Raw genomic sequence first — 26,504 nt, 5'->3', positions numbered from 1 at the left:
GACACAATATTTGTTTTATTTTTTTAGAAGTTTTTCAACTTCATCAACTATTTCTTTTGTTGCATTTACCAATGCTAATTTTTTAATATTATCGCTTAGCTGTTTTTGTTTTTCAACGGAAGCTACTAATTGAGAAAATTTATTTTTAAAATCAACTTCTAAATCCTCTTGTGCAATCATTAGAGCAGCATTTTCATCTACAATCGCTTTTGCATTTTTGGTCTGATGATCTTCTGCCACATAAGGAGAAGGTACAAAAATAACCGGTTTCCCAACTATACACAGCTCTGAAACGGAACCTGCACCGGCTCTTGAAATAATAATATCCGCAGCCGCATAAGCAAAATCCATATTATTAATATATTCATACACGTGAACATCTTTAATGTCACCATTAATTTTATAATCATTATAATACAACTTACCTGTTTGCCAGATAATTTGCACTTGTTGCGTTTGCAAAAAGTCCAACTCTCTTTTTAACAATTCGTTTATAGCTTTCGCTCCCAAACTTCCTCCTAAAACTAAAAGTGTTTTTTTTCCTTCAATTAAACCAAAATACTTTATTGCCTCACTTCTTTTCGAATTAATAGCCAATAAATCTTGACGTACAGGATTTCCTGTTTTTAATATTTTATTTTCAGGAAAAAATCGTTCTAAACCATCATAAGCAACACATATTTTTTGCACTTTTTTTGACAGTAATTTATTTGTAATTCCTGGATAAGAATTCTGCTCCTGTATTAAACTCGGAACACCTTTAGAAACTGCCATCTGCAATAATGGTCCGCTCGCAAAGCCACCAGTTCCAATCACAACATCTGGTTTAAATTGTTTAATAATTTTTTTTGCATTCCACAAACTATTAATAAGTTTAAATGGAAACATTAAATTTTTAAGCGTTAGTTTTCTTTCGATTCCAGTAATCCACAAGCCTTTAATTTTATAACCAGCTTGAGGTACTTTTTCCATTTCCATACGGTCTTTTGCTCCGACAAAAAGAAACTCTGCATTAGGAAAACGCAACTTTAACTCATTTGCAATAGCAATAGCAGGATAGATATGCCCACCTGTTCCACCACCTGATAATATGATTTTATAATTACTCATTTATATTGCCTCCGAAAGGATTTCTAATGGATTTTGTTCAACTTCTTCTTCGCTCTCTTTCCCTTTTATTTCTTCTCTCTTAGCACTTACACTCAATATTATACCTATAGCCAAACAGGTCATCCAAATAGATGTACCTCCACTACTAATTAATGGCAAGGTTTGACCTGTAACAGGAAATAACTCTACCGCAACCGCCATATTTATCATGGCCTGAAACACTATTGGAATTCCAACACCAAGCACTAACAATTTACCAAAAATAGTATCTGATTTTTGTGCTACTATTACAATTCTAAATAACAACCACATATACAATACCATTAAAAACAGACCTCCAATTAATCCATATTCTTCAATAATAATTGCGAAAATAAAATCTGATGAAGATTGAGGTAAAAAGTTTTTCTGCGTACTTTTTCCTGGTCCTACACCTGTTAATTCTCCTGAAGCTATTGCTATTTTTGCTTTTTCAATTTGATAATCTGCTTCCGTATCTCCATCATCTGAGAAGCTCTCAATCCTACTCATCCAGGTATCAATACGATTAGGCATAGCATCTGGAAACGCCTTAGCTATTAAAACAAACAACACCAGAGACAAAAGTCCAGTACCCAATATAACTGCTAAATACCTTACTGGATAACCACCTAGAAAAACTAACACTACAACCATTAAAAACATTAATGCTGTAGTAGAAAAATTTGAAGGCAAAATTAATATTAAAACTAAAAACACAGGCACCCAAAGTGGTAAAATAGAATCCTTAAAAGGAACATCTTCATCTTTAACCTTAGACATATACCTTGCCACATAAACCATTAACACCACAGATGCTAATGTCGACGTTTGAAAAGACATATTTACAAATGGAATATGAATCCATCTACTAGCATTTGCGCCTTCAATTGTAGTACCCTGAAGTATTGTTACAACTAACAACACCAAAACAATTGGAATCATTACCATAGACAACCCTCGAAAATAACGATAGGGCACCTTATGCACTCCGTACATTATTGAGAAACCTAAAAACAAATGCATAAAATGCTTTATAAAGTATGAAAACGTATTAGAGTTACCTCCAATATTCACCAAATTACTAGCAGCACTGTACACAGGAAGGAATGAGAATATAGCTAACAAAGCAGCTATTGCCCAGATTAATCGATCTCCTTTTATGTTTTTAAATACTTGTTGCACTTCTACTTTTAATTATACGTTATCATAACCCTTTTAGGCGTTATAAATAATTTATTTTTCACTCTTATTTATACCTTGTTTAAAATCAATAGATTGTATACAAAAAAACTCTCTAAATACAATTTATAACTACAGGTTTCTTACTGCATCTTTAAATTGTCTTCCTCTGTCTTCATAGTTTTCAAACAAATCGAAACTTGCACAAGCCGGAGACAACAACACATTATCACCTGCCTCTGCTAATTTATATGCAATTTTAACTGCCTCATTCATAAATTGCGTCTCAACAACAACATCAACCATATTCCCGAAACTCTCAATTAGCTTTTCATTGTCTATGCCTAAACAAATAATAGCTTTTACTTTTTCATTTATAAATGGAAATAATCCTGAATAATCATTTCCTTTATCTACACCACCTACAATCCAAACTGTTGGCGCACCCATGCTTTCTAATGCATAATAAGTAGCATTTACATTTGTAGCCTTAGAATCGTTTATGTACTGCACTTTGTTAATTTTAAGCACCTGCTCTAAACGATGTTCAACGCCATGAAAATTCTCCAGACTCTCACGAATAGTTTGTTTTCTTATTTTTAACAAATGAGCCACAGTAGATGCAGCCATTGCATTTTTAACATTGTGTTTCCCTTCTAAAGCTATATTTTTTGTTGGCATAATTATTTGATTGTTACCTATTGTTATTATTATATTTTCATTGTCCAAATACGCACCATTTTCAATTGCTTTAACCAATGAAAAAGGTAGTAATGTCGATTGAATAGTATTCTCGTTTAACCATTTATTTATCACTTCGTCATCTGCATCATAAATCAAATAATCCTCTTTAGTTTGATTTAGTGCTATTCTGAATTTTGAATCGATATAATTTTCAAATTTATAATCGTATCGATCTAAGTGATCTGGTGTAATATTGGTAAGCACAGCAATGTTTGGTCTAAAATCTACTATTCCGTCTAATTGAAAACTGCTAATTTCTAGCACGTAATTTTTAAAATCGTCTTCTAAAACTTGTTTTGCAAAACTATCCCCGATATTACCAGCTAAACCTACATTTAATTCCTGTTTTAGAATATGATGCGCTAGCGATGCCGTTGTTGTTTTACCGTTACTTCCGGTTATTCCAACAATGGTTGCATTTGTATATTTAGAAGCAAACTCAATTTCTGAAACAACTGGAATTTTATTACTAATAAGTTTTTGAATTAACGTTACTTTATCAGGAATCCCAGGACTTTTCATTACAACATCTGCATTTAAAACCTTAGACTCTGTATGCTGTTGCTCTTCCCATTCAATCTCATTATGTATAAGAACTTCTTTGTACTTTTCTTTTATTATTCCTTTATCTGAAACAAAAACAGCATAACCTTTCGCTTTTGCTAAAAGTGCAGTACCAACTCCACTTTCTCCTGCTCCTAATATTGCTAATCTTTGTTTTTTCAATTTTTCTTTCTTCTCACTCCTGCAAAAGCAGAAATTTATTTACTTTATTCGTTTATTACAGATTCCTAACTTAACAGAAATAGTAATCTTTTACCTCAGCTTAAGCGTAACTATCGTTAAAATAGCCAGAAATATTCCAACAATCCAAAAACGTGTTACTATTTTACTTTCGTGATATCCTCCTTTTTGATAATGATGATGCAAAGGCGACATTTTAAAAATACGTCGACCCTCACCATATTTTTTCTTTGTATACTTAAACCAACTTACCTGTAGAATTACCGATAATGATTCAGCAAAAAAGATTCCACATAACAATGGAATTAACAACTCTTTTCTAACCGCAATTGCTATTACCGCAATAATCCCACCAATAGTTAAACTACCCGTATCACCCATAAACACTTGAGCTGGATATGTATTATACCAAAGAAACCCAATTAACGCTCCTACAAAAGCCGCGATAAACACCACAAGCTCTCCAAGCCTAGGAATAAACATGACATTGAGATAATCTGAAAACACAATATTTCCAGAAATGAAGGCAAAAATGGCTAGTGTAAATACTATTATAGCCGAACTTCCTGCTGCCAAACCATCGATACCATCGGTTAAATTTGCACCATTAGAAACTGCTGTTACAATAAAAATCACAATAGGAATAAACACCAACCATGCATACTTTGCATAATCATCTCCAAACAATGTTACAATACTTGTGTAGTCGAATTCATTATCTTTTACAAAAGGTATTGTTGTTTTAAGAGACTGTTCTTCTGGATTAAATTCTTTAACTGAATTTTGAGTAATTAACTCGGTACTATTAACTGGGTTTATTTTTTCAGTCTTAATGGTTACACCTGGATGAAAATACATTATTGATCCAACAAAAATGCCTAAACCTACTTGACCTAACACCTTAAACTTACCACTTAATCCCGCTTTATCCTTTTTAAATACTTTTATATAATCGTCTGTAAAACCAACTAATCCCATCCAAATAGTAGTTACAATAAGCATTATCACATAGATATTTTCTAGTTTCGCTAATAACAATACAGGGATTAACGTTGAAAAAATAATAATTAACCCACCCATTGTTGGCGTACCTGCTTTTTCAACCTGACCTTCTAAACCTAAATCTCTAACCGATTCACCAACTTGCATTTTTTGTAATAAACGAATGATTCTTTTTCCAAAAATTGTAGAAAACAACAACGACATAATAATTGCCAAGGCAGCACGAAACGTGATAAACTGAAACACACTCGCTCCTGTTAATTGAAATTGTTTTTCTAAATATTCGAATAGGTAATATAACATTGTTTATTTTTTATTTCTTTTTAATTTAAGGCCTAAGCCAAACAACAAACTACTTCTGCATTTGCTTTAATAATTCTTTTACAATTTTAAAATCATCAAAATCGCTACGCTCACCATTAACCTCTTGATAAGTTTCATGACCTTTTCCAGCTATTAATATAATATCTCCTTCATTAGCCAATTGACATGCTGTTTTAATAGCCTGTTTTCTATCTACAATTGATAATGTTTTCTTGAAGTTTTGAGGCTCTACACCTTTTTCGACATCTTCTATTATAGTTTCTGGCACTTCAGTTCTAGGATTATCGCTTGTAAAAACAGCTTTAGTACTTAAAGCTGAAGCAATGTTTCCCATTTTTGGTCGCTTTGTTTTATCTCTATCACCACCGCAACCAACAACAGTAATTAATTCTTCGTTTTTAGTACGAATACTATTTATAGTTTCCAATACATTTTTTAAAGCATCAGGTGTATGCGCATAATCTACTATCGCAGTTATTTTACCTTCAGAAATTAAATATTGAAATCTTCCACTTACACTTTCTAACAAGCTTATTAATCGAAGAATCTCTGTTTTTTCAAGTCCTAATAATTCCGCGGTAGCGTAAATAGCTAAAACATTCGAAGCATTAAAACCACCAATTAACTTTGTCCAAACCTCACTATTGTTAATTTTTAACAACATTCCGCTAAAGGAATTTTCAAGAATTTGCGCTTTATAATCTGCGTAATTTTTTAATCCGTATTTATATTGTTTCGCCTTAGTATTTTGAAGCATTACTGCTCCATTTTTATCATCTGCATTTGTAAGTGCAAAAGCATTTTTTCCAAGGTTATCGAAAAACGTTTTTTTAACGTCGCGATACTCAGCAAACGTGTCGTGATAATCTAAATGATCATGAGTAAGATTTGTAAAAATTCCACCCGCAAACTCTAATCCTTCTGTTCGTTTTTGATGAATACCATGAGAACTCACTTCCATAAAACAGAACTCTACACCTTCGTTATTCATCTCTTTTAAATAACGGTTAATCGTTAGAGAATCTGGCGTTGTATGTGTAGCTTTATAATCTTTATCACCCACCTTAATAACAACAGTAGACAACAAACCGACTTTATAACCTGCCTTTTTAAATAGCTGAAACAACAAAGTTGCAATTGTAGTTTTTCCATTAGTTCCAGTAACACCAACCAATCTTAAATTTGATGATGGATTACCATAATAATTAGAAGCCATAATAGCCAATGCCGAACTAGAATTCTCCACAACAACATAAGCTACACCTTCTTTCAAAGCCTGAGGCAACTGCTCGCAAACTACAGCAACAGCACCTTGTTCTACCGCATTTTCTATATAATTATGCCCATCTACAACACTACCTTTTATTGCAACAAACAAATCGTTTACTGCAACACTTTTTGAGTTAAAATGGATATTACCTATAGATACGCTTGTTGACCCAACAACACTATTGATAGTAACCTTATATAATATGTCTATTAATAAATTCACGATAATTCTAAAACTATAGTTTGATTTTTCTTTACTTTTTGTCCTTTTGGAATAGATTGTGATTTCACAACTCCATTACCACTCATTTTCACCTTTAAACCTAAATTCTCACACAAAGCCATTGCATCCATTACAGGAAGACCAATTACACTTGGCATTATTGTTAAATATGTATTTGCTATATCGTAAAAGTTTTGAAACTCTTTATCTATAGCCGCATTTTCCACTTCAAGAGACTCAATCTCATCAATTATTGGTGTGTCTGTAAAAATCTTTTGAGCGATACGTTTAAAAACCGGTCCTGCAACATCTGCTCCATATAAACCAATTTTTATACTCGGCTTATGAATTACCACAATACAAGAATATTTTGGATTTTCTACCGGAAAATATCCTGCAAAAGACGATACATATTTCCTATCCTTTTTCCATTTTTCAAAATCACCATAATCTGTTCTAGCAGTTCCCGTTTTTCCTGCCATAGAAAAATATTTTGAATACATTCCTCTTCCTGTTCCGTGCTCTACAACATTCTCTAAAAGTTTTTGCGCTTTCTTTATCGTTTCATCAGAGGCAATTTTCTTTACTCGAATTTCCTTATCAAAACTTTCAATCTCTCTATCTAATTCTTTTACCTGACGTAAAAAACGAGGTTTTAACATCTCACCATCATTAGCAACCGCATTATAAAATGTTAAGGTTTGCAATGGTGTTAATTGCATATTATAACCATAAGCCATAGATGGCAATGCGTTTCTACTCCATATTTTATCTCCCGGCTTAGGTATTACCGGCTCTCCTTCACCAACAATAGGTAAGTTTAAATTCTCATGAAGCTTCCACTGCTTTAGTCTATTAATAAACTTACTTGGATTCTTAGAATAGTTATCGTCTATTATAGTAGCCATACCAATGTTAGATGATTTCTCGAACGCTGTACCTACAGAAATCTTTCCATAACCACGCGTATCTGTTATCCCTCTTCCATAAAATGTTTTATACCCACTTCTTGTATCAATAATTGTAGAAGTATCAATCACCTTGTCCTCTAAAGCAGCCATTACAGCCATTAATTTAAAAGTAGAACCAGGCTCGTGAGATTCCCAAACTGCATAATTTCTTTTTTCGTAATACTTACCAGACTTAGATTTCCCTAAATTCGAAATCGCCCTAATCTCACCAGTCTTCACCTCCATCACTACAACACAACCATGTTCTGCATCGTACTTCTCCAACTGCTCCAACAAAGAATGATGTGCGATATCTTGAATATTAACATTAATAGTAGTGTAAATATCATAACCGTCTTGTGGTTCAACTTCGTTAGAATCTTTAATAGGCTTCCATTGTCCTTTACCAATTTTTTGCTTCATACGATGCCCATCTACACCTTTTAGGTATTTCTCACCAAAAGCACCATCTAATCCTGCTCGAGTTATATTCCCTTCTTCGTCTGTTCTCTCATAACCTATGGTTCTCATAGAAATCCCTCCCATTGGATGCTCTCGCTTTGTTGTTTGCTCAACAATCAATCCTCCTTTAAAAGCACCTAATTTTAGTAATGGAAAATCGCGCAACCTGATATAGTCTGAATACCCAATATCACGCGCTAACAAATAATATCTGTTTTTTTTAGCTCGTGCCTTTCTTAAATTCTCTCTATAATAACTTGACGATCTTCCTGAGTATTTTGACAACGAATCGCATAATGGACCAATTTGCTCCTGCCATATTTTTTTCTTCGGCGTTTTTGTATCTATTCTAATATCGTATTTAGGAATAGAAGTTGCCAACAAGTTTCCGTTTACAGAATACACATTACCTCTATTAGCAGGAATTGGCTTATCCTCAATAGTTCTGCTATCTGCCAACTCACGATATTTATCACCATGGATATACTGTATCGTTAACAATTTAATAACCACAGCAAGCCCGAAGATGAACATACATCCAGCTACAAAATACAATCGATTTAATATGTTCGCTTCGTTTACTGCCAAGACTGAACTATTCTTTATTTTGAGATTTAACTTTTATTTTTTGAGGCGGAACTTCTGAAGTTTTCAAGCCTTTTTCTTTCATTTTCACCGATACAACAGATTCTTTTTTCAACTCCATCAATCGCCCTCTGCCTTCTATAAAAGCAGATCGCAACTCTTTTGCTTCATTACCTAGCCGTGCAATTTCATAAACTTTTTTATCTGCACTATGCGAGCTTGCAATCATTACTATAGCCAACACAGATATAAAGAGAATCATTCTCCAATTCTTAAAAGAGTCGTCACTTACTAGAAACGTACCTCTTAATATGCTATAGATATTTTTTTTCAAACTAAATTTTTAATTTTTCGTATTTACTAACCTGATGGCCTACTTATTTCTCCTTTATTAATTCTGAATAAAATCGTGCTTCAATTCAAGAGACTCTCTTGTTGCTAAAAACTATTTTAAAAAAACAGTCTCTTATTTATACTTTTTCAGCAATACGAAGCTTTGCACTTCTCGATCTACTGTTAATTTTAATTTCAGCAGCCGATGGAATAATTAGTTTTCCAACTTTTTTAAGAGGCACTTCAAAATTACCGAAGACATCTCTTTCCGGCTCACCTTCAAACAATCCGTTTCTTATGAAACGCTTAACCAACCTATCCTCTAAAGAGTGATAACTTATTAAACTCAACCTGCCATTAGATTTTAAAATTTCTGGTGTTTGCGCCAAAAACTCTTTTAAAGCTTCAATCTCTTGATTTACTTCAATTCTAATAGCTTGATATATTTGTGCTAAAATTTTATTCTCATGTTTTGGAGATAAAAATTTCTTCATCACACTTTTAAGCTGATCGCTTGTTTTTATCACTTCATCTTTACGAAATTCCACAATCAACTTTGCCATTGCTGGAGCTGCACGCAACTCACCATACTGTAATAACACTTGCTTAATTTGATCTTCGTCGTACTCATTAATAACATGGTAAGCTGAGAGTTGACTTTTTTGATTCATTCTCATATCCAACTCAGCTTCAAATCGTGTCGAAAACCCACGTTCTGCAACATCAAACTGATGAGACGATACTCCAAAATCTGCCAAAACACCATCCACTTCTTTTACACCATGAAACCTTAAAAAACGTTTTATGAATCTAAAATTTTCATGAATAAGCGTAAATCTTGGATCATCAATTTTATTCTCTAAAGCATCTGCATCTTGATCGAAAGCAAACAACTTTCCGTTTTCTCCTAGACGACTTAATATTTCGCGACTATGCCCGCCACCACCAAAAGTGACATCTACATAAACGCCGTCTGGTTTAATATTTAAACCATCTACCGTTTCTTTTAATAATACAGGATTATGATATTCCATTATCTTCTTCATCTTGTCCCATTACTTCCTCAGCTAAATCTGCAAAATCATCAGCTGCATCGTCAATGGCTTGTTCGTACTTATCTTTATCCCAGATCTCCACAATATTAATTGCCGAAGACACTACAACATTTTTAGAAATGCTCGCAAAAACTGTTAAATCCTTCGGAATCAACAATCTTCCACTCGCATCTACTTCTATCATTTTCACACCAGCAGTAAACCTACGGATGAAATCGTTATTCTTTTTCTTAAAGCGATTAAGTTTATTTACTTTCTGCATTAACACCTCCCACTCCTCCATTGGATACAATTCCAGGCAAGGTTGAAAAACCGCTCTTTTTAACACAAAACCATTTTGCAACACAGGAGACAACTGCTTTTTAAGCGCAGCAGGAAGCATTAGCCTTCCTTTGGCATCCGCTTTACATTCGTATGTTCCTATTAATGAGTTCAATGTGTTTTTTTTATATGTAAACGTATAAGAGTCAAATATATTGAAAATTTTACCACATTTTACCACATTTTACCACATTGTTAATAAATATTTGACACAACCACACCTTTAACACTATAAAAAATAGCTACACAACCTTTAAACACATAGCTTTCAGCGATTTAAAAAACAATAAAATAAGTAATCAACAACGGTTTACATATACACCAGTCTAGTTTTTTGAAGTATCTAAATAATACCTCAATTATTTATTTGAAATAACTATATTTGCTTTAACAGATTGACTAAAAAAACGAATGTCGCATACACTTATTACTGAAGGAAAATTTAATTATATTGAAGCTGGAGAAGGCACACCAATAATTGTTCTACATGGACTTATGGGTGGATTAAGTAATTTTGACGCAGTTATAAACCGCTTTAGTAAAGAAGGTTACAAGGTAATTATCCCACAATTACCCGTGTATACTATGCCACTTTTAAAAACCAATGTTAAAGCATTTTCTAAATACTTAGGTGAGTTTATAGATTTTAAAAAATTTGACGAAGTTATTCTTTTAGGAAATTCTCTTGGTGGTCACATAGGACTTTATTTTACAAAAATGAATCCTGAAAAAGTAAAAGCATTAGTTATTACAGGAAGTTCTGGCTTGTACGAAAGTGCAATGGGAGGAAGCTACCCAAAACGTAGTGACTACGAAGTGATTAAGAAAAAAGCGCAAGATGTTTTTTATGATCCGGCTATTGCAACAAAAGAGATTGTTGATGAAGTTTATGAAACTGTAAATGACAGAATTAAACTAATTAAAACACTTACTATTGCAAAAAGTGCTATTAGACACAATATGGCTAAAGATTTACCAAAAATGAATACACCTACCTGTATCATTTGGGGAAGAAATGATGCCGTTACACCTCCAGATGTTGCAGACGAGTTTAACAAATTACTTCCAGATTCTGATTTATTTTGGATTGACAAATGTGGTCATGCCGCTATGATGGAGCACCCAACAGAATTTAATAAAATTTTAGGAGATTGGCTTAAAAAACGCTCTTTTTAATAGCTTTAGTTATTAGCGTATAGCTTTTGGCTACTTAATGTATTGTGCTTACTTTTGCATTTAATATTAACTTTAAACAGGTTTTCGTTTTCACGAAGACAATATCACAATGAAAATTAAGTCTGCTGAATTTGTATTAAGTAATTCTGATGTGGCAAAATGCCCAAAAGATATGCTACCAGAATATGCCTTTATTGGCAGAAGTAACGTTGGGAAATCGTCACTTATTAATATGCTTACCAGCAGAAAGAGTCTTGCAAAAACTTCTGGAAGACCTGGAAAAACTCAACTTATAAACCATTTTCTTATAAATAAAGATTGGTACTTGGTAGATTTACCTGGTTACGGTTATGCTAAAGTTTCTAAGAGTACTAAAAAAGTATTTCAGAAATTTATTACTAAATATTTTCAGGAACGCGAACAGCTAGTTTGCGCTTTTACTTTAGTCGATATTAGACACAAACCACAGCCTATCGATTTGGATTTTATGCAGTATTTAGGTGAAGCTGGTATTCCTTTTTGTATCATTTTTACTAAAGCCGATAAATTAAAACCTAAAGCTATCGAAAGACACGTTGAAGACTACAGAAACGTTATGCTTGAAACTTGGGAAGAAATGCCAAGACATTTTATAACATCTAGTTCTAAAGACATTGGTAAAGAAGAAGTTCTTGGGTACATTGGTGAGTTGAATGATGGAATGACTGAGGAGGTTTAATTGTTCTTTTATTTTACTGTAACATTCCTTAATACCAAATAGTGAGCTGACAACTATTATCTATTAGTATTTTTCTTAATATCTTTTTTAAAATAATACTGTACAAAAAAAGAACACTCCAAATATGCGAAAGCTAAATGCAAACTAAAACTCATATTGTTCCAGAACTCTCAAAACCTATTAGACTTCAAGAGTATGGTGTTGGTCTTTTTAATTTAGTTTTTACAAAATCTGCTTTAAAAAAAGCTTTAAAAAAACAATACATTACTGTTAATGGTATTATTGCAACCTCTGCTACTTTTATATCTGGCGGAGAAACTATTTGTTTAACAATTCCAGAAATTAGCAAGCCTAGAACTAAACTTATTTTAAAATTAAACGTTTTATATGAAGACGATTATTTGGCAGTCATTCACAAACCTGGAGGAATATTAGTAAGTGGTAATAGCTTTAAAACAGTAGCAAATGCTCTAATTCAAAACTTAAAGCCTAGCAGCCTTCTCGATAGAACGACACCTCAACCTATACACAGATTGGACTACCCAACAACAGGCTTACTATTAATAGGAAAGACAAACAGCAGCATTCGTACTTTAAACAAAATGTTTCAAGACAAAAAAATCAAAAAATCTTACTACGCTGTAGCTATTGGCAAAATGAAACCTAAAGGCGAAATAACTACAGATATTGACAACAAGACTTCTAGATCCTTATATAAAGTAAAAGCAAGTTTAGCTTCAGAGCGATTTGATATCCTTAATTTAGTAAAATTAAAGCCAAAAACAGGAAGAAAGCATCAATTAAGAAAACACTTAACAAGTATAGGCAACCCTATTTTAGGAGACAAAGAGTATAACATTGAGCATTTAGTACTAAATGGCAAAGGCTTATATTTACATGCTTATTCTTTGAAGTTTACCCATCCTTTTACTCAAGAAAAATTAATTATAAAAGATGAGTTACCAGAAAAATTTAAAAAGATTTTCGATTCTATATAAAAGACTTCTTTTTTAATTGCTTTGGTAAGTATTTCTTTCAACAATAGCAATCATAAAATAATAATCCATCATTTTTTTCCTAATTTTGCAATATGGTAAAAGACATTCAGCTTCGCTTAACTTTAAAAGACGAAGAACGTAGCGATATATTGCTAATTAAATCGGCTCAATATTTAAGTATTCCAAGAAAAGATATTACTGGAATAAAAGTATTACGTAAATCTATAGACGCTAGAAAGCCTAAAATCATCCTTAATTATAAATTATCTGTTTATATTAAGGAAGCGCTGCCAGAAAAGTCTGATTATCAATTTCACTACAAAGATGTTTCTAAAGCAAAACCAGTACATATTATTGGTTTTGGTCCTGCAGGAATGTACGCTGCTTTACGTTGTATAGAACTAGGTTTTAAACCTATTGTTTTAGAACGCGGTAAAAATGTACAAGACCGTAGGCGTGATTTAAAAGCTATAAATCAAGATCATTTTGTAAACGAAGATTCCAATTATTGCTTTGGTGAAGGTGGAGCCGGAACTTATAGTGATGGCAAATTATACACAAGAAGTTTAAAACGTGGTGACGTTAGAAAAATTTTCGAAAATTTAGTCTTTCATGGTGCTGCAGACGAAATTCTTGTAGATGCCCATCCACATATTGGAACTAATAAACTACCAAAAATCATTCAAAACATTCGTGAGAATATTATTAATTACGGTGGAGAAGTTCATTTTGAAACACGTGTTACAGATTTCAATATTAAAAACAACAAGATAGAATCTATAGTCCTTAATAATGAAAGTGAGATGTCTACCGACCGTGTTATTCTTGCTACAGGACATTCTGCTAGAGATATTTTCTATTTATTAGATGAAAAGAAAATCAGCCTAAAAGCTAAATCTTTTGCTATGGGAGTTCGTGTAGAACATCCTCAACATATTATAGACTCTATTCAATACCATTGCTCAGGAGAACGTAGCGAATTACTTCCACCAGCAGCTTATAGTTTAGTACAACAAGTAAAAGATCGTGGTGTTTATTCATTTTGCATGTGTCCTGGTGGGTTTATTGTACCAGCGGCAACTGCAAACGGAGAAGTAGTGGTTAATGGTATGTCGCCATCACGACGTAACAACAAGTATGCAAACTCGGGTATTGTTGTAGAAATTAATGTTGATAAAGACATTGCTAAATTCGAGAAGTTTGGAGCTTTAAAAGGACTAGAATACCAAAAGAGTTTAGAGCGTATTGCTTTTACTTCAGGAGGCAGAACACAAGCTGCTCCTGCACAACGTTTAACAGACTTTGTACAAGGAAATTTATCTAGCTCTTTAAACGACACTTCTTATCAGCCAGGTTTAAATAGTGCGCCAATGCACTCTTTATTACCCAAATTAATAGGGAGTAGATTAAGAAAAGGTTTTGAAGCTTTTGGTAAAAAAATGAATGGTTACTATACCGAAGAAGCAAATGTTATTGGTGTAGAGTCTAGAACCTCATCTCCTGTAAATATTCCAAGAAATGAAACGTTAGAGCATCCAGAAATTTCAAACTTATTCCCATGTGGAGAAGGTGGTGGTTATGCTGGCGGAATTATTAGCGCAGCAATGGATGGAGAGCGTTGTGCTGAAGCTGCAATTGTAGGATTGTAAACTTCATATTTAATACTGTTGACTGAAAACTGAAGACTGAGGACTTTATCAGAATTTATTCCTATTTTTGCTATTCAAAATTAAACAAATGAAAGCATATATATTTCCAGGTCAAGGCGCTCAATTCTCAGGAATGGGCTTAGATTTATACGAAAACTCACCAGAAGCACAGCACTTATTTGAAGATGCTAATGAAATTTTAGGATTTCATATTACAGACATTATGTTCGAAGGTACTGCTGAAGCCTTAAAAGAAACTAAAGTTACACAACCTGCTATATTTTTACACTCGGTAATTTTAGCAAAAACTTTAGGAGAAAGTTTCAAGCCAGACATGGTTGCGGGACATTCTCTTGGAGAATTCTCTGCATTAGTAGCCAATGGAACTTTAACTTTTGAAGATGGTTTACGTCTAGTATCACAACGTGCTTTAGCGATGCAAAAAGCTTGTGAAATACAACCAAGTACAATGGCTGCTGTTTTAGGTTTAGAAGATAGTATTGTAGAAAAAATATGTAATGACACCGAAGGTATTGTTGTTGCTGCTAATTATAACTGCCCTGGACAATTAGTTATTTCTGGAGAAACTGAAGCTATAAATAGAGCTTGTGAGAATATGAAAGAAGCAGGAGCAAGACGAGCTTTAGTACTTCCAGTTGGTGGTGCATTTCACTCTCCAATGATGGAGCCTGCACGCGAAGAACTTGCAGCAGCAATAGAAAACACAACATTTAGAAAACCTAACTGCCCTATTTACCAAAACGTAACTGCAAACGCAGTAATTAATGAAGCTGAAATTAAAGCTAATTTAATATCCCAATTAACAGCTCCAGTACGTTGGACACAATCTGTAGAACATATGATTGCAGATGGCGCAACCTTATTTACAGAAGTTGGTCCAGGAAAAGTATTGCAAGGTTTAGTAAAAAAAATAAATAGAGAAGCACAAACTGCTTCTGCAACAATAGTAAGCGCTTCTTAATTATGAAAAAAAACAGAACTTTATTTATTGTTTTAATTATTATATTTAATATCGCTTTAGATCAGGTTTCTAAATTTTGGGTAAGAGCAAATGTTATAGCTGGTAGCAAGGCTGAAATTATTGGAGATTACTTTACTCTACATAATGTAGAAAACAAAGGTGCTTTTCTAGGTTTAGGAAGCGATTTTAGTCCAATATTAAAAATAATATTACTAAACGTTTTACCAATAGTTGTTTTAACATTAGTTCTATTTCATATTTTTAGAGACAAAACATTAGATAAATTTTCTCTTATAGGATTCTGTTGTATTATAGGTGGCGGAATGGCTAATTTATACGACCGTGTACTTTACGGACAAGTAACAGATTTCTGGCATATAGATTTAGGAGGTGTGTTTAGAACAGGTATTTTTAACCTAGCAGATATCTCTGTAATGGTTGGAATGGGATTACTTATTTTAGGAAACTTCACAAATAAAAACCATAAAAAAACCTCGATATAATTATCGAGGTTTTTAATTTTATTTAGCTAAAACACAATCTTCACAATCTTTAACTTCACCGTAGTACGTTTCTCTGTATTTGTGTAAAGTCTTAACCGAAATTCCTAGAAACTTCTTTTTAATGTAAGTTACCTTAGCGTTTAATCGTCCCATTTTTGGGGCGAATCTGTTTTCTTGTTTTGTTACTCTTTCAACTTGTATCAGTTTCATAATATCTATTTCATTAAATACAAAGAAACCAAGATTTTAACCCAAAAGCAAACTGAGAGTATTAAGTATTTGTTAATCAATATATTAATATCAAATTAATAACAGAGCTCTGCATGTATTAGTAGACCCTTAGAAAATTTTATAGAATCTTTGGAATATGATAATGTAAATTATAACGTTTGCTGCCATTTCCATGCAGAATCCATTGCATCGTCTAAAGAATATTTTGCCTTCCAACCTAAAACTGAATTCGCTTTATTAGTATCTGCATAAGCAGTTACAACATCACCTTTTCGCTTGTCGACTATTTTATAGTTTAGTTTTTTATTTGAAACACGTTCAAAAGATTGAATAACTTCCAATACGGAGCTTCCTGTACCTGTACCTAAATTAAATGCTTCAAAATTATATTGATGCTCATTGTTTAATAATCTTTGAAGTGCTATTACATGAGCATTTGCAACATCTACAACATGTATGTAGTCCCTAATACATGTACCATCTAAAGTTGAGTAAGTATCACCAAAAACAGATAGCTGTTCTCGTACACCTGATCCTGTTTGCGTTATATAGGGCACTAAATTTTGCGGCACTCCAATGGGCAACTCTCCTATTTTTGATGATGTATGTGCACCAATAGGATTAAAATAACGTAAAGCAATAGCGTTAAAGTTTAAATTAGACTTACAAGTGTCTTTAATTATAGCCTCACCTATTTGTTTAGTATTACCATAAGGAGATTCGGCTAGTTTTATTGGTGACTCTTCTGTAATTGGCATTACATCTGCTTGACCATAAACCGTACAAGAAGAACTAAAAATAAAATTAGCGTTCTTCTTTTTATTTAGCTCTTGAAGTAAATATATTAAGGTGTTTACGTTATTCTCGTAATACAACAATGGATTACCAACACTCTCTCCTACTGCTTTGCTTGCAGCAAAATGGATAACCCCAAAAATATCGTAGTGCTTTTTTAAAAACTGTTGAGTTTTAAGCTTATCTCTTAAGTCTAAATTTTCAAATTCTGGTACTTGACTAGTTATTGCTAAAATACCATCTAACACTTTTATTGAAGAGTTCGATAAATTATCTACAACTACAACCTTAAAACCTGCCTCTTGTAAAGCAACTACTGTATGCGAACCAATATAGCCTAGTCCTCCTGTTACTAATATCTTTAACATTTTTAAAAACTTAAACTATTATTTTTATTACTAATTTTAGTCTTGCAAGAAGGATGGAAACGGCATCCTTTTTTGCTTTTTCAGCAAAAAAGATATAGTGGACAGCCTGACTTTTGGCTCTTAAAAGCCAAAAGTCTCGCCCAAAATAATTTAATTATTATCTATAAAATCGATTACAGTTTTCGTTATAAAACTAATTTGCTCACTGTCTAATTCTGTATGCATTGGTAACGAAATAACTTCTTTAACCAGTTGGTTTGTTACAGTAAAATCTGCTTCGTTATAACGCTCGTCTACGTATGCTTTTTGCTTGTGCAATGGAATTGGATAATACACACCACATGGTATTTGATTATCGTTTAAGTGTTGAACCAACGCATCTCTATCTGCATTTACAATTTTAAGTGTGTATTGATGGAATACATGACAGTCGCATGTATCGCACATACTATCACACTCACTTACCATTTTAGGTGTTATAATATTTGGATGATTTGCAAATGCCTTAGTATAAGCTCTTGCTGCATCTCTACGTGCGTTATTATACTTGTCTAAATGTGGTAATTTAGCATTTAAAACTGCTGCTTGAATAGAATCTAAACGCGAGTTTACACCAACAACATCGTGGTGATAACGTTTGTACATTCCGTGATTTACGATACCACGAAGTGTATGCGCTAAATCATCGTCATTAGTAAAAATAGCACCTCCATCTCCATAACAACCTAAATTTTTAGATGGAAAGAATGACGTTGAAGCCACATGCCCTATAGTTCCAGACATGGCTTTTTCTCCTTTACTATTTGTGTATTTTGCACCAATAGCTTGAGCATTATCTTCTATTACATATAAGTTATGCTCTTTGGCCAGTGCCATTAACGCTTCCATATTTGCACATTGTCCAAATAAATGTACTGGTACAATTGCTTTAGTTTTTGGCGTAATTGCTTTTTTAACAGCTTCTATATCTATGTTAAAATCGTCTGGATTAACATCTACTAAAACCGGTGTTAAGTTTAAAAGTGCGATAACCTCAACTGTTGCAGCGAAAGTAAAATCGGCAGTAATAACCTCGTCTCCTGGTTTTAAACCTAATCCCATCATTGCAATTTGCAAAGCATCTGTACCGTTAGCACATGGTATAACGTGTTTAACACCTAAATAATTTTCTAAGTTTTTTTGAAATGCGTGAACCTGTGGTCCATTTACAAAGGCTGTAGTCTCTAATACTTCTTGTATAGAGTCGTTAACCTCTTTTTTTATTTCGGCATATTGACCTTTTAGGTCAACCATTTGTATTTTTTTCATAAAACGAATTTACAAAATTCGCAAATGCTAAACAATGAATTATGTATTTTAGCACAAAGCATTTTTAAAGTTGAATTTATTGTACTCTTTCGGAATTTACTTAGCCAGTTTTGCATTAAAAATTATTGCAAATTTTAACACTAAAATAAAACTTGGTGTTCAAGGTCGGGCAGAAACTTTTACTAAGTTAAAGTCTAATATTAAGCCTAATGACAAAACGCTATGGTTTCATTGCGCATCTTTAGGTGAGTATGAGCAAGGCTTACCAGTGTTTACAGAGTTACGAAAAGACTACCCAAATCATAAAATTGTTCTGTCTTTTTTCTCTCCTTCTGGTTTTGAAATAAGAAAAAATGCGCCTTTTGCTGATGTTGTAATTTACCTACCATTAGACAGCAAAGCGCAAGCAAAACGCTTTTTAGATATAGTAAATCCAGAGTTAACCATTTTTGTTAAATACGAAATATGGCCTAATATTTTAAATGAATTAAAGAAAAGACGATTGAAAGCTGTATTAATATCGGCTAGCTTTAGAGAAAACCAATCTTTTTTTAAATGGTATGGCAAGCATACAAAGAACGCTTTATTTGCTTTTAATCATATTTTTACGCAAAATGAAGCTTCGAAAAAACTATTAGAAAAAATAGGTTATACAAATGCTACCGTTTCTGGAGATACACGATTTGATAGAGTTTTTAATCAATTAGCACAAGACAACACTTTAAATTTCATATCAGAATTTAAAGGTGATAGCCTATGTGTTGTAATAGGAAGTTCTTGGCCTGACGACGAGAAACTAATAGTAAGTTATATTAATACAGAAGCCAATAAGGATACTAAATTTATAATTGCACCACACAATATAAAAGCAACTCAAATTGAAGGTTTAAAAAACAGTATTTCTAAGGACTGCGTATTGTTTACTAAAAAAGAAGGAAAAACACTTAACAACTATCAAGTTCTAATACTAGATACTATTGGCTTATTAACCAAAGTCTATAACTATGCTGATATTGCATACGTAGGCGGAGCAATGGGTGCAACGGGTTTACACAACACACTTGAAGCTGCTGTTTTTGGTGTACCAATAATAATAGGTAAAAACCACGAAAAGTTTCCCGAAGCACAAAACATGATTGATAACAATGGTATGATTTCTATATCTAACAAAAGTGAACTTAGAAAAACTTTAAATTTGTTTGTTAATGATGAAGAAATAAGAAACCAATTTGGGCTGAATAATTTTAACTTTATTAAAAAAAATAAAGGTTCGGTGATCCAAATACTTAACTTTTTACGTATTTAAACTAAGATTACTGCTTTTTATCAAGAAAATGTTAAAAAACATGCCAACAAAATGTTAAAATTAACTTTCAAAATAGTAATTTCACACCCTAATTTAATTTAAACACTAAAACAAATGAAAAAATTACTATTAAGCGCAGCTTTATTATTAGCATTAAGCGCAACGTTTACTTCTTGTAGAGAAGTTAAAGAAGGAGCTGATTCTGTAGGAGATGCTGTAGAAAATGCTGCTGAATCAACAGGAGATGCACTTGAAAACGCTGGTGAAGCTGTTGGAGATGCTGCTGACGCTGCTGGCGATGTTGCTAGTGACGCCGTAGATGCTGCTGGAAATGCTGTTGATGCAACTGGAGATGCACTTGAAAACGCTGGTGAAGCTGTTGGAGATGCTGCTAGTGATGCCGTAGATGCTGCTGGAAATGCTGTTGATGCAACTGGTGCAGCTATAAAAGATGGTGCTAAAGATGCTGCTAATAAAGTAGAAGATGGCGCTAAAAAAGCTGTTGATGCAACTAAAGACGGTGTTAAAAACGCTGCTGACGCTCTTAAAAAATAAGCTGATAAACTATAGTTTTTATCTAAAACTTTTATCATAAAAAATCGCCTAGTCAATAATTTCGGTAGGATTTTTTTGTTTTATAAATAACCGAAAGCAAAGATTATTCTTTAATTCTGTTAAAAATTCTTTTGTAAAAACAGCACTTTTATAATGCTTTATATTAATCCTCCTGACAAACATGCCAAGGAACAAGTGTCCTAAAACTTGCGATTTGAATAATAAGAAACGTAAAAAAAATCTTCAAATATTATAACATCAATAAAATTTAAATTATTTGCCGCTAACCTCTTACTAGATACAAGTAATGATTTTACCCCTAAAGCTAACTGATTTTTTTTAAGATGCTTTACATACAATATTTAACCCTAGAAATTGAAAACCAGTATGTTTTTCCTTACTAAAAATAGAATTCTTTTATGCTTACCTTTTTTACATATACCTTTACTTATATAGCCTCTTTACAAAGCTACCGATACTTAATCCTTGTACAATGATTGAAAACAACACGATAACATAAGTTCTATGCAGTATTAAATCACCAGAAAGCTCTTTACTTAAGCTTAAGGCTAGTGCAATAGAAATACCTCCTCGTAATCCTCCCCAAGTTAAAATAACATATAATGCTCCAGCAAATAATAGGAAACTTAAAATACCATTAAATAACAATGTTTTAAAATCTGCATTAACAATTATGTCGCAAAAGAATCTATAAAATTCTGGAAAAATAGTTTCACTAAGCGCTATTGGGATAATTAAAATTAGACTCAAAATGATTAACCCAATAGTTGTAGGTAATTTCAACCACTTATAATTTATGTAGTAAAAAATGCTGCTATTGTAAATATAATACTGAAAGATTCGAACATTCTTTTTTGTTTTTTCTACAAATATTTTATTACTTAATGTTGCATTAAGCTTAAGCAAAAAGAGTAAGCTAGGAACAATTGTAATTCAGAAATACCAATTTACCATGTTTTAATGTTCAAATATTAAATACATGATTAATGAGATAAAGGTAATAAATTTAAGAGTTGCGAGATTCTACTAATTTCTTGGCAACTCCTCAAAACAATACTCGGTAAAATTTTTTAATGAATTATTATTTCTTTTAAGCTATTAGATAAATGCTATAAAACTCCAATATTTAATAATCTAACTAAACCACTAATGCTATTTAATGTAAATAAAGAAAGGCTTCACAAAAATGCGAAGCCTTTCTCTATATCAAGATCTGTGACAAAATCATCACACTAATATGTATTTAATTTTTAATTAACTCTTTTAAAAAATTCAAAAAAAGAGCATAAAAAAAGCCTTTACAAGAATCTTGTAAAGGCTTAGTACTGAAGACGGGACTTGAACCCGTACGTCCTAATGGACATTGGATTTTAAGTCCAACGTGTCTACCAATTCCACCACTTCAGCATTGGAATTATTTTAATAAAAATATCTCAGAGCGAAAGACGAGATTTGAACTCGCGACCCCCACCTTGGCAAGGTGATGCTCTACCCCTGAGCTACTTTCGCAGTCTTTATATGAACAAACAATATTGCTATTGCGGTTGCAAATTTAAGACTTTTTTGGAAACTCCAAAGCCTTTTTGCAATTATTTTTATTTTTTTTGAGTTTTAACCAACATTCTTTTAATCTCATTTAATTTCATCAAGGCTTCAACAGGCGTAAGTGTATCAATATCAGTTAATAATATCTCATCTTTAATTTGAAGCAATAATGGGTCATCTAAATTAAAAAAACTTAATTGCATCTCATCTTTTATCGATTTCACATTATCTGTTAGTTCTTCGCTAGAATGTGATCGTTCTAATTTCTTTAAAATAGCATTAGCACGATGTAAAACTTGCTGAGGCATTCCTGCTAATTTAGCTACATGAATTCCAAAACTATGTTCACTTCCTCCTTCTACTAATTTTCTTAAGAAAAGAACATTGTCTTTTAATTCTTTCACAGAGACATTAAAATTCTTGATACGTGTAAATGTTTCAGTCATTTCATTAAGCTCATGATAATGCGTTGCAAATAAGGTTTTGGCTTTTGTTGGATGCTCGTGTAAATATTCACTAATTGCCCAAGCTATCGAAATACCATCGTAGGTACTTGTTCCTCTTCCTATCTCATCTAATAAAACTAAACTTCTTTCTGATATATTATTAAGAATAGAAGCTGTTTCGTTCATCTCTACCATAAAAGTAGATTCTCCCATAGATATATTATCGCTTGCTCCTACTCTTGTGAAAATTTTATCGACTAAACCTATTCTAGCGCTTTTAGCTGGCACAAAGCTTCCTATTTGAGCCAATAGAACTATAAGTGCTGTTTGACGTAATATTGCCGATTTACCCGACATGTTTGGTCCAGTAATCATTATTATTTGCTGCGCTGTTCTGTCTAAAAACACATCGTTAGCAATATATACATCACCAATAGGTAATTGTTTTTCTATTACTGGATGGCGACCGTCTTTTATTTCTAAATCGTGAGAATCGTCTATTGTTGGATATACATACTTATTATCTTTTGCTAATTGCGCAAAACCACACAAACAATCTAACTGCCCAATTAAATGTGCATTTTGCTGTACAGGTTTTATATATTGATGCATCCAAGTTACTAACTCTGAAAACAATTGCTGTTCGATTGCTAGTATTCGTTCTTCTGCTCCAAGGATCTTACCTTCGTATTCTTTTAACTCTTCGGTAATATAACGCTCGGCATTTACTAAAGTTTGTTTCCTAATCCACTCCTCTGGAACTTTATCCTTATGCGTATTTCTTACCTCTATATAATAACCAAACACATTGTTAGATGCTATTTTAAGAGATGTAATACCTGTACGTTCACTTTCTCTTTTAAGCATTTGATCTAAATAATTCTTACCTGAAGTTGATAAACCTCTAAGCTCATCTAATTCGGCAGAAAATCCTTCTGCTATAGTATTTCCTTTTAAAACATTTACAGGCGCCTCTTCATTAAGTGTTAGCTTAATTTTAGAGCGAAGAACATCGCAACTTTGTAGCGTGTCTCCAATAATTTTTAAAGATTCATTTTCACTTTTAGACGACAACTCCTTTATTGGAGTGATGGCTTCTAAAGAGTTTTTAAGCTGCACAACTTCTCTAGGACTCACTTTACCTGTTGCGACTTTGGAAATTAATCTTTCAATATCGCCAATGCTTTTGATATGATCTTGAATTTTTTGATGCACATTTTGGTTTCCCTTTAAAAACGAAACCACTTCGTGACGTTGTTTTATTTTTTCGACATTTTTTAATGGTAATGCCAACCAACGTTTTAACAAACGCCCTCCCATTGCAGAACTTGTTTTGTCGATAACATTAAGTAAGGTTACTGCATTATTATTTGTTGAATTATAAAGTTCTAAATTTCTAATAGTAAAACGATCCATCCAAACATATTCATCTTCCGCTATTCTAGATACAGAAGTTATATGCTGCAATTTATTATGTTGTGTTTCGGCTAAATAATGAAGTATAGAACCCGAAGCAATAATACCTTCGCTTAAATCTTCTATTCCAAAACCTTTTAGTGATTTTGTATTAAAGTGTTTTAGTAAAGTTTCATTAGCATAATCTGTTTGGTATACCCAATCTTCTAAATTAAAAGTATGAAAGTCGCTACCAAAACTATCATTAAAATGCAATCGCTTTTGTTTAGACACAAGCACTTCACTTGGATTAAAATTTTGAAGCAATTTGTCTATATATTCTTGATTACCTTGACTTGTTAGGAATTCGCCCGTAGAAATATCTAAAAATGCTACTCCAATTGTGGTTTTTCCGAAGTAAACAGAACATAAAAAGTTATTTGTTTTAGACTGCAATACCTCATCGTTAAAAGCAACTCCCGGAGTAACTAACTCTGTAACGCCACGCTTTACAATATTTTTTGTTTGTTTTGGGTCTTCTAATTGATCGCAAATAGCAACACGCTCTCCAGCTTTTACAAGCTTTGGTAGATATGTATTTATAGAATGATGAGGAAAACCAGCAAGCTCTATTTCGCTTTCGCTTCCCGCACCTCTTTTTGTTAAAGTAATACCCAAAATACCAGCTGCCTTTATAGCATCGGTTCCAAAAGTTTCATAAAAATCTCCTACTCGAAATAACAATAAAGCATCTGGGTATTTTGCTTTTATAGCATTATACTGCTTCATTAAAGGTGTTACTTTTTTTGTTTTTGCTGCCAAAGGAATTTAGTTTTTAAGTAAGTTTGCAATGTAACTAAATATTGATTTTTTTTGAAATCAATTTTACTTTAGTTATTTATAATTATTCACAATTGAATTGAAGAGATTACCTGTAAAGTATCCTCCTCGAAATGAAAGATTGATTTTATGCGCAAATTAAAAAATAGTGAACTTGATAGATTAAGTATTAACGACTTTAAAGAAGCGAACAAAACACCTATTATTATCGTTTTAGATAATATTAGAAGTTTAAATAATATTGGTTCTGTTTTTAGAACAAGTGATGCTTTTTTAATTAAAAAAATCTACCTCTGTGGCATAACTGCAACACCACCGCATAAAGACATACACAAAACAGCATTAGGCAGTACAGACACCGTAGATTGGGAATATGCAGAAAACACAGCTTCAGTTATTGAAAAACTAAAGACTGATAAAGTAAAAATTTGCGCCATAGAACAAGCCGAAAATGCTACTATGTTAAACGACTTTAAAGTTGAAGACAACACAACTTACGCATTAGTTTTTGGTAATGAAGTTAAAGGTGTTGCTCAAGATATAGTTTCTACTAGTGATACGGTAATTGAAATTCCTCAATTTGGGACCAAACACTCTCTTAATATATCTGTTAGTTGTGGCGTTGTGGTTTGGGATTTGTTTTCTAAATTAAAAACAACATAAATACAGGTGACTAAAAAACAAAAAAAGCCTTGGAAAACAAAACGTGTGATGGATCAGATTTATGATATGAAACTTTGGGGAGGAAAAGAATATGATTTTTTTTCTGGAACAGGTTCTCACGATTCGAAAATTACAGATCCATACATTGAGGCTTTAAAAGCTTTTTTTAAAACTAAAGACCCTTTAACGGTTTGCGACTTAGGTTGCGGTGATTTTAATATTGGAAAACACCTTGTAACATCAGTTCAAAAGTACATTGCTATAGATATTGTTGAAAAACTAATTGATAGAAATAAAAAAACTTTTCAAGAAAGCAACTTGGAATTTGATTGTTTAGACATTTCTAAAGACAACCTTCCTCATGCAGATTGCCTTATAATTAGACAGGTGCTACAACACTTATCTAACGCCGAAATACTTAAGATTACAAAAAAAATAGAGGCTTATAAATATGTAATACTAACAGAGCACTTACCTACGGAAGACTTTATACCAAACAAAGACATTATATCTGGTCAAGGCATAAGATTAAAACAAAATAGCGGTGTTAACTTACTTGAATCTCCCTTTAATTTAAAAATTAAAAACGTGACTGAATTAGATGATTATATTACAGATAATAAGAAAGGACATATTGTAACAACAGTTTACCAACTCTTTTAATAATAAAAACATCAATATCT

At 32.6% G+C, this 26,504-nt stretch carries 24 protein-coding genes and 2 tRNA genes; 10 read left to right on the top strand and 16 right to left on the bottom strand.

Annotated features, from left to right (window positions below):
• Positions 1-15 precede the first annotated feature (15 nt).
• From murG to mraZ, 9 genes are all read right to left on the bottom strand, one after another.
• Entirely contained in the window at positions 16-1,110 is a 1,095-nt protein-coding gene (gene murG, locus ASC41_RS05400; protein ID WP_055435620.1) for an undecaprenyldiphospho-muramoylpentapeptide beta-N-acetylglucosaminyltransferase, read from the bottom strand.
• Entirely contained in the window at positions 1,111-2,313 is a 1,203-nt protein-coding gene (locus tag ASC41_RS05395) for an FtsW/RodA/SpoVE family cell cycle protein (RefSeq protein WP_055435619.1), read from the bottom strand.
• Between the two features lie 129 nt (positions 2,314-2,442).
• Positions 2,443-3,780 carry a UDP-N-acetylmuramoyl-L-alanine--D-glutamate ligase gene (gene murD / locus ASC41_RS05390; protein ID WP_055435618.1) on the bottom strand — a complete coding sequence of 446 codons (1,338 nt, stop codon included), beginning with the start codon at positions 3,778-3,780 and terminating at the stop codon, positions 2,443-2,445.
• A gap of 90 nt (positions 3,781-3,870) precedes the next feature.
• A complete protein-coding gene (gene mraY / locus ASC41_RS05385; protein ID WP_055435617.1) occupies positions 3,871-5,103 on the bottom strand; it encodes a phospho-N-acetylmuramoyl-pentapeptide-transferase in 1,233 nt (410 codons plus the stop codon).
• A gap of 49 nt (positions 5,104-5,152) precedes the next feature.
• Positions 5,153-6,616: a UDP-N-acetylmuramoyl-L-alanyl-D-glutamate--2,6-diaminopimelate ligase gene (locus ASC41_RS05380; protein ID WP_055435616.1), complete on the bottom strand. Its 1,464-nt coding sequence runs from the start codon at positions 6,614-6,616 to the stop codon at positions 5,153-5,155.
• Positions 6,613-8,562 carry a penicillin-binding protein gene (locus ASC41_RS05375; RefSeq protein WP_055435615.1) on the bottom strand — a complete coding sequence of 650 codons (1,950 nt, stop codon included), beginning with the start codon at positions 8,560-8,562 and terminating at the stop codon, positions 6,613-6,615. Before ASC41_RS05375 ends, ASC41_RS05380 begins: the two co-directional genes overlap by 4 nt.
• Positions 8,563-8,623: 61 nt before the next feature.
• Entirely contained in the window at positions 8,624-8,947 is a 324-nt protein-coding gene (locus ASC41_RS05370; protein WP_055435614.1) for an FtsL-like putative cell division protein, read from the bottom strand.
• A 136-nt stretch (positions 8,948-9,083) separates the two neighbouring features.
• Positions 9,084-9,980, bottom strand: coding sequence for a 16S rRNA (cytosine(1402)-N(4))-methyltransferase RsmH (gene rsmH / locus ASC41_RS05365; RefSeq protein WP_055435634.1), 897 nt, complete (start codon positions 9,978-9,980; stop codon positions 9,084-9,086).
• Complete coding sequence (mraZ, locus tag ASC41_RS05360; protein WP_055435633.1) at positions 9,967-10,437, bottom strand: division/cell wall cluster transcriptional repressor MraZ; 471 nt, start codon at positions 10,435-10,437, stop codon at positions 9,967-9,969. The genes rsmH and mraZ overlap by 14 nt, the downstream gene beginning before the upstream one ends.
• 296 nt (positions 10,438-10,733) lie before the next feature.
• Here mraZ and ASC41_RS05355 point away from each other — a divergent pair, with 296 nt between their 5' ends.
• The 6 genes from ASC41_RS05355 (at position 10,734) to lspA (ending at position 16,348) form a co-directional block, all read left to right on the top strand.
• A complete protein-coding gene (locus tag ASC41_RS05355) occupies positions 10,734-11,498 on the top strand; it encodes an alpha/beta fold hydrolase (protein ID WP_055435613.1) in 765 nt (254 codons plus the stop codon).
• A 109-nt stretch (positions 11,499-11,607) separates the two neighbouring features.
• Positions 11,608-12,216, top strand: a complete 609-nt coding sequence (gene yihA / locus ASC41_RS05350; protein WP_055435612.1) for a ribosome biogenesis GTP-binding protein YihA/YsxC — start codon at positions 11,608-11,610, stop codon at positions 12,214-12,216.
• A 137-nt stretch (positions 12,217-12,353) separates the two neighbouring features.
• Complete coding sequence (locus tag ASC41_RS05345; protein ID WP_055435611.1) at positions 12,354-13,214, top strand: RluA family pseudouridine synthase; 861 nt, start codon at positions 12,354-12,356, stop codon at positions 13,212-13,214.
• 92 nt (positions 13,215-13,306) lie between these two features.
• On the top strand, positions 13,307-14,863 hold the full coding sequence (locus ASC41_RS05340; protein ID WP_055435610.1) for an NAD(P)/FAD-dependent oxidoreductase: 1,557 nt from the start codon (positions 13,307-13,309) through the stop codon (positions 14,861-14,863).
• Positions 14,864-14,951: 88 nt separating this feature from the next.
• Positions 14,952-15,845: an ACP S-malonyltransferase gene (gene fabD / locus ASC41_RS05335; protein ID WP_055435609.1), complete on the top strand. Its 894-nt coding sequence runs from the start codon at positions 14,952-14,954 to the stop codon at positions 15,843-15,845.
• 2 nt (positions 15,846-15,847) lie between these two features.
• Positions 15,848-16,348 (top strand): signal peptidase II, encoded by a 501-nt coding sequence (gene lspA / locus ASC41_RS05330; protein WP_055435608.1) that lies wholly within the window; start codon positions 15,848-15,850, stop codon positions 16,346-16,348.
• Between the two features lie 18 nt (positions 16,349-16,366).
• On the opposite strand, the gene ASC41_RS05325 is transcribed toward lspA, so the two are convergent.
• The 3 genes from ASC41_RS05325 to ASC41_RS05315 all read right to left on the bottom strand — a co-directional run bounded on the left by ASC41_RS05325 (position 16,367) and on the right by ASC41_RS05315 (position 19,050).
• Positions 16,367-16,558: a hypothetical protein gene (locus ASC41_RS05325; protein WP_055435607.1), complete on the bottom strand. Its 192-nt coding sequence runs from the start codon at positions 16,556-16,558 to the stop codon at positions 16,367-16,369.
• A gap of 170 nt (positions 16,559-16,728) precedes the next feature.
• Positions 16,729-17,742 (bottom strand): UDP-glucose 4-epimerase GalE, encoded by a 1,014-nt coding sequence (gene galE / locus ASC41_RS05320; protein WP_055435606.1) that lies wholly within the window; start codon positions 17,740-17,742, stop codon positions 16,729-16,731.
• Positions 17,743-17,892: 150 nt separating this feature from the next.
• Positions 17,893-19,050 carry a DegT/DnrJ/EryC1/StrS family aminotransferase gene (locus ASC41_RS05315; RefSeq protein ID WP_055435605.1) on the bottom strand — a complete coding sequence of 386 codons (1,158 nt, stop codon included), beginning with the start codon at positions 19,048-19,050 and terminating at the stop codon, positions 17,893-17,895.
• Between the two features lie 70 nt (positions 19,051-19,120).
• On the opposite strand from ASC41_RS05315, the gene ASC41_RS05310 reads away from it, so the two are divergent.
• Positions 19,121-20,356 carry a 3-deoxy-D-manno-octulosonic acid transferase gene (locus ASC41_RS05310; protein WP_055435604.1) on the top strand — a complete coding sequence of 412 codons (1,236 nt, stop codon included), beginning with the start codon at positions 19,121-19,123 and terminating at the stop codon, positions 20,354-20,356.
• Positions 20,357-20,470: 114 nt separating this feature from the next.
• Positions 20,471-20,911, top strand: coding sequence for a hypothetical protein (locus ASC41_RS05305; RefSeq protein WP_055435603.1), 441 nt, complete (start codon positions 20,471-20,473; stop codon positions 20,909-20,911).
• Positions 20,912-21,355: 444 nt separating this feature from the next.
• Here ASC41_RS05305 and ASC41_RS17285 read toward each other — a convergent pair whose 3' ends face one another.
• The 4 genes from ASC41_RS17285 to mutS form a co-directional block, all read right to left on the bottom strand.
• Positions 21,356-21,715, bottom strand: a complete 360-nt coding sequence (locus ASC41_RS17285; protein ID WP_055435602.1) for a hypothetical protein — start codon at positions 21,713-21,715, stop codon at positions 21,356-21,358.
• A 540-nt stretch (positions 21,716-22,255) separates the two neighbouring features.
• Positions 22,256-22,339: transfer RNA gene (locus ASC41_RS05295), tRNA-Leu, on the bottom strand.
• Between the two features lie 30 nt (positions 22,340-22,369).
• Positions 22,370-22,441 (bottom strand) — tRNA-Gly (locus ASC41_RS05290).
• A gap of 86 nt (positions 22,442-22,527) precedes the next feature.
• Positions 22,528-25,140, bottom strand: coding sequence for a DNA mismatch repair protein MutS (mutS, locus tag ASC41_RS05285; RefSeq protein ID WP_055435601.1), 2,613 nt, complete (start codon positions 25,138-25,140; stop codon positions 22,528-22,530).
• Between the two features lie 147 nt (positions 25,141-25,287).
• On the opposite strand from mutS, the gene ASC41_RS05280 reads away from it, so the two are divergent.
• Positions 25,288-25,821: an RNA methyltransferase gene (locus tag ASC41_RS05280; protein ID WP_055435600.1), complete on the top strand. Its 534-nt coding sequence runs from the start codon at positions 25,288-25,290 to the stop codon at positions 25,819-25,821.
• Positions 25,822-25,827: 6 nt separating this feature from the next.
• Positions 25,828-26,484: a class I SAM-dependent methyltransferase gene (locus ASC41_RS05275; protein ID WP_055435599.1), complete on the top strand. Its 657-nt coding sequence runs from the start codon at positions 25,828-25,830 to the stop codon at positions 26,482-26,484.
• Positions 26,485-26,504 lie beyond the last annotated feature (20 nt).

The sequence above is a fragment of the Lacinutrix algicola genome (assembly GCF_001418085.1).
GTDB classification, from domain to species: Bacteria; Bacteroidota; Bacteroidia; order Flavobacteriales; family Flavobacteriaceae; genus Lacinutrix; species Lacinutrix algicola.
The sequence above is the reverse complement of the archived record's forward strand: the minus strand, read 5'-3'. Positions and strand labels throughout refer to the sequence as shown.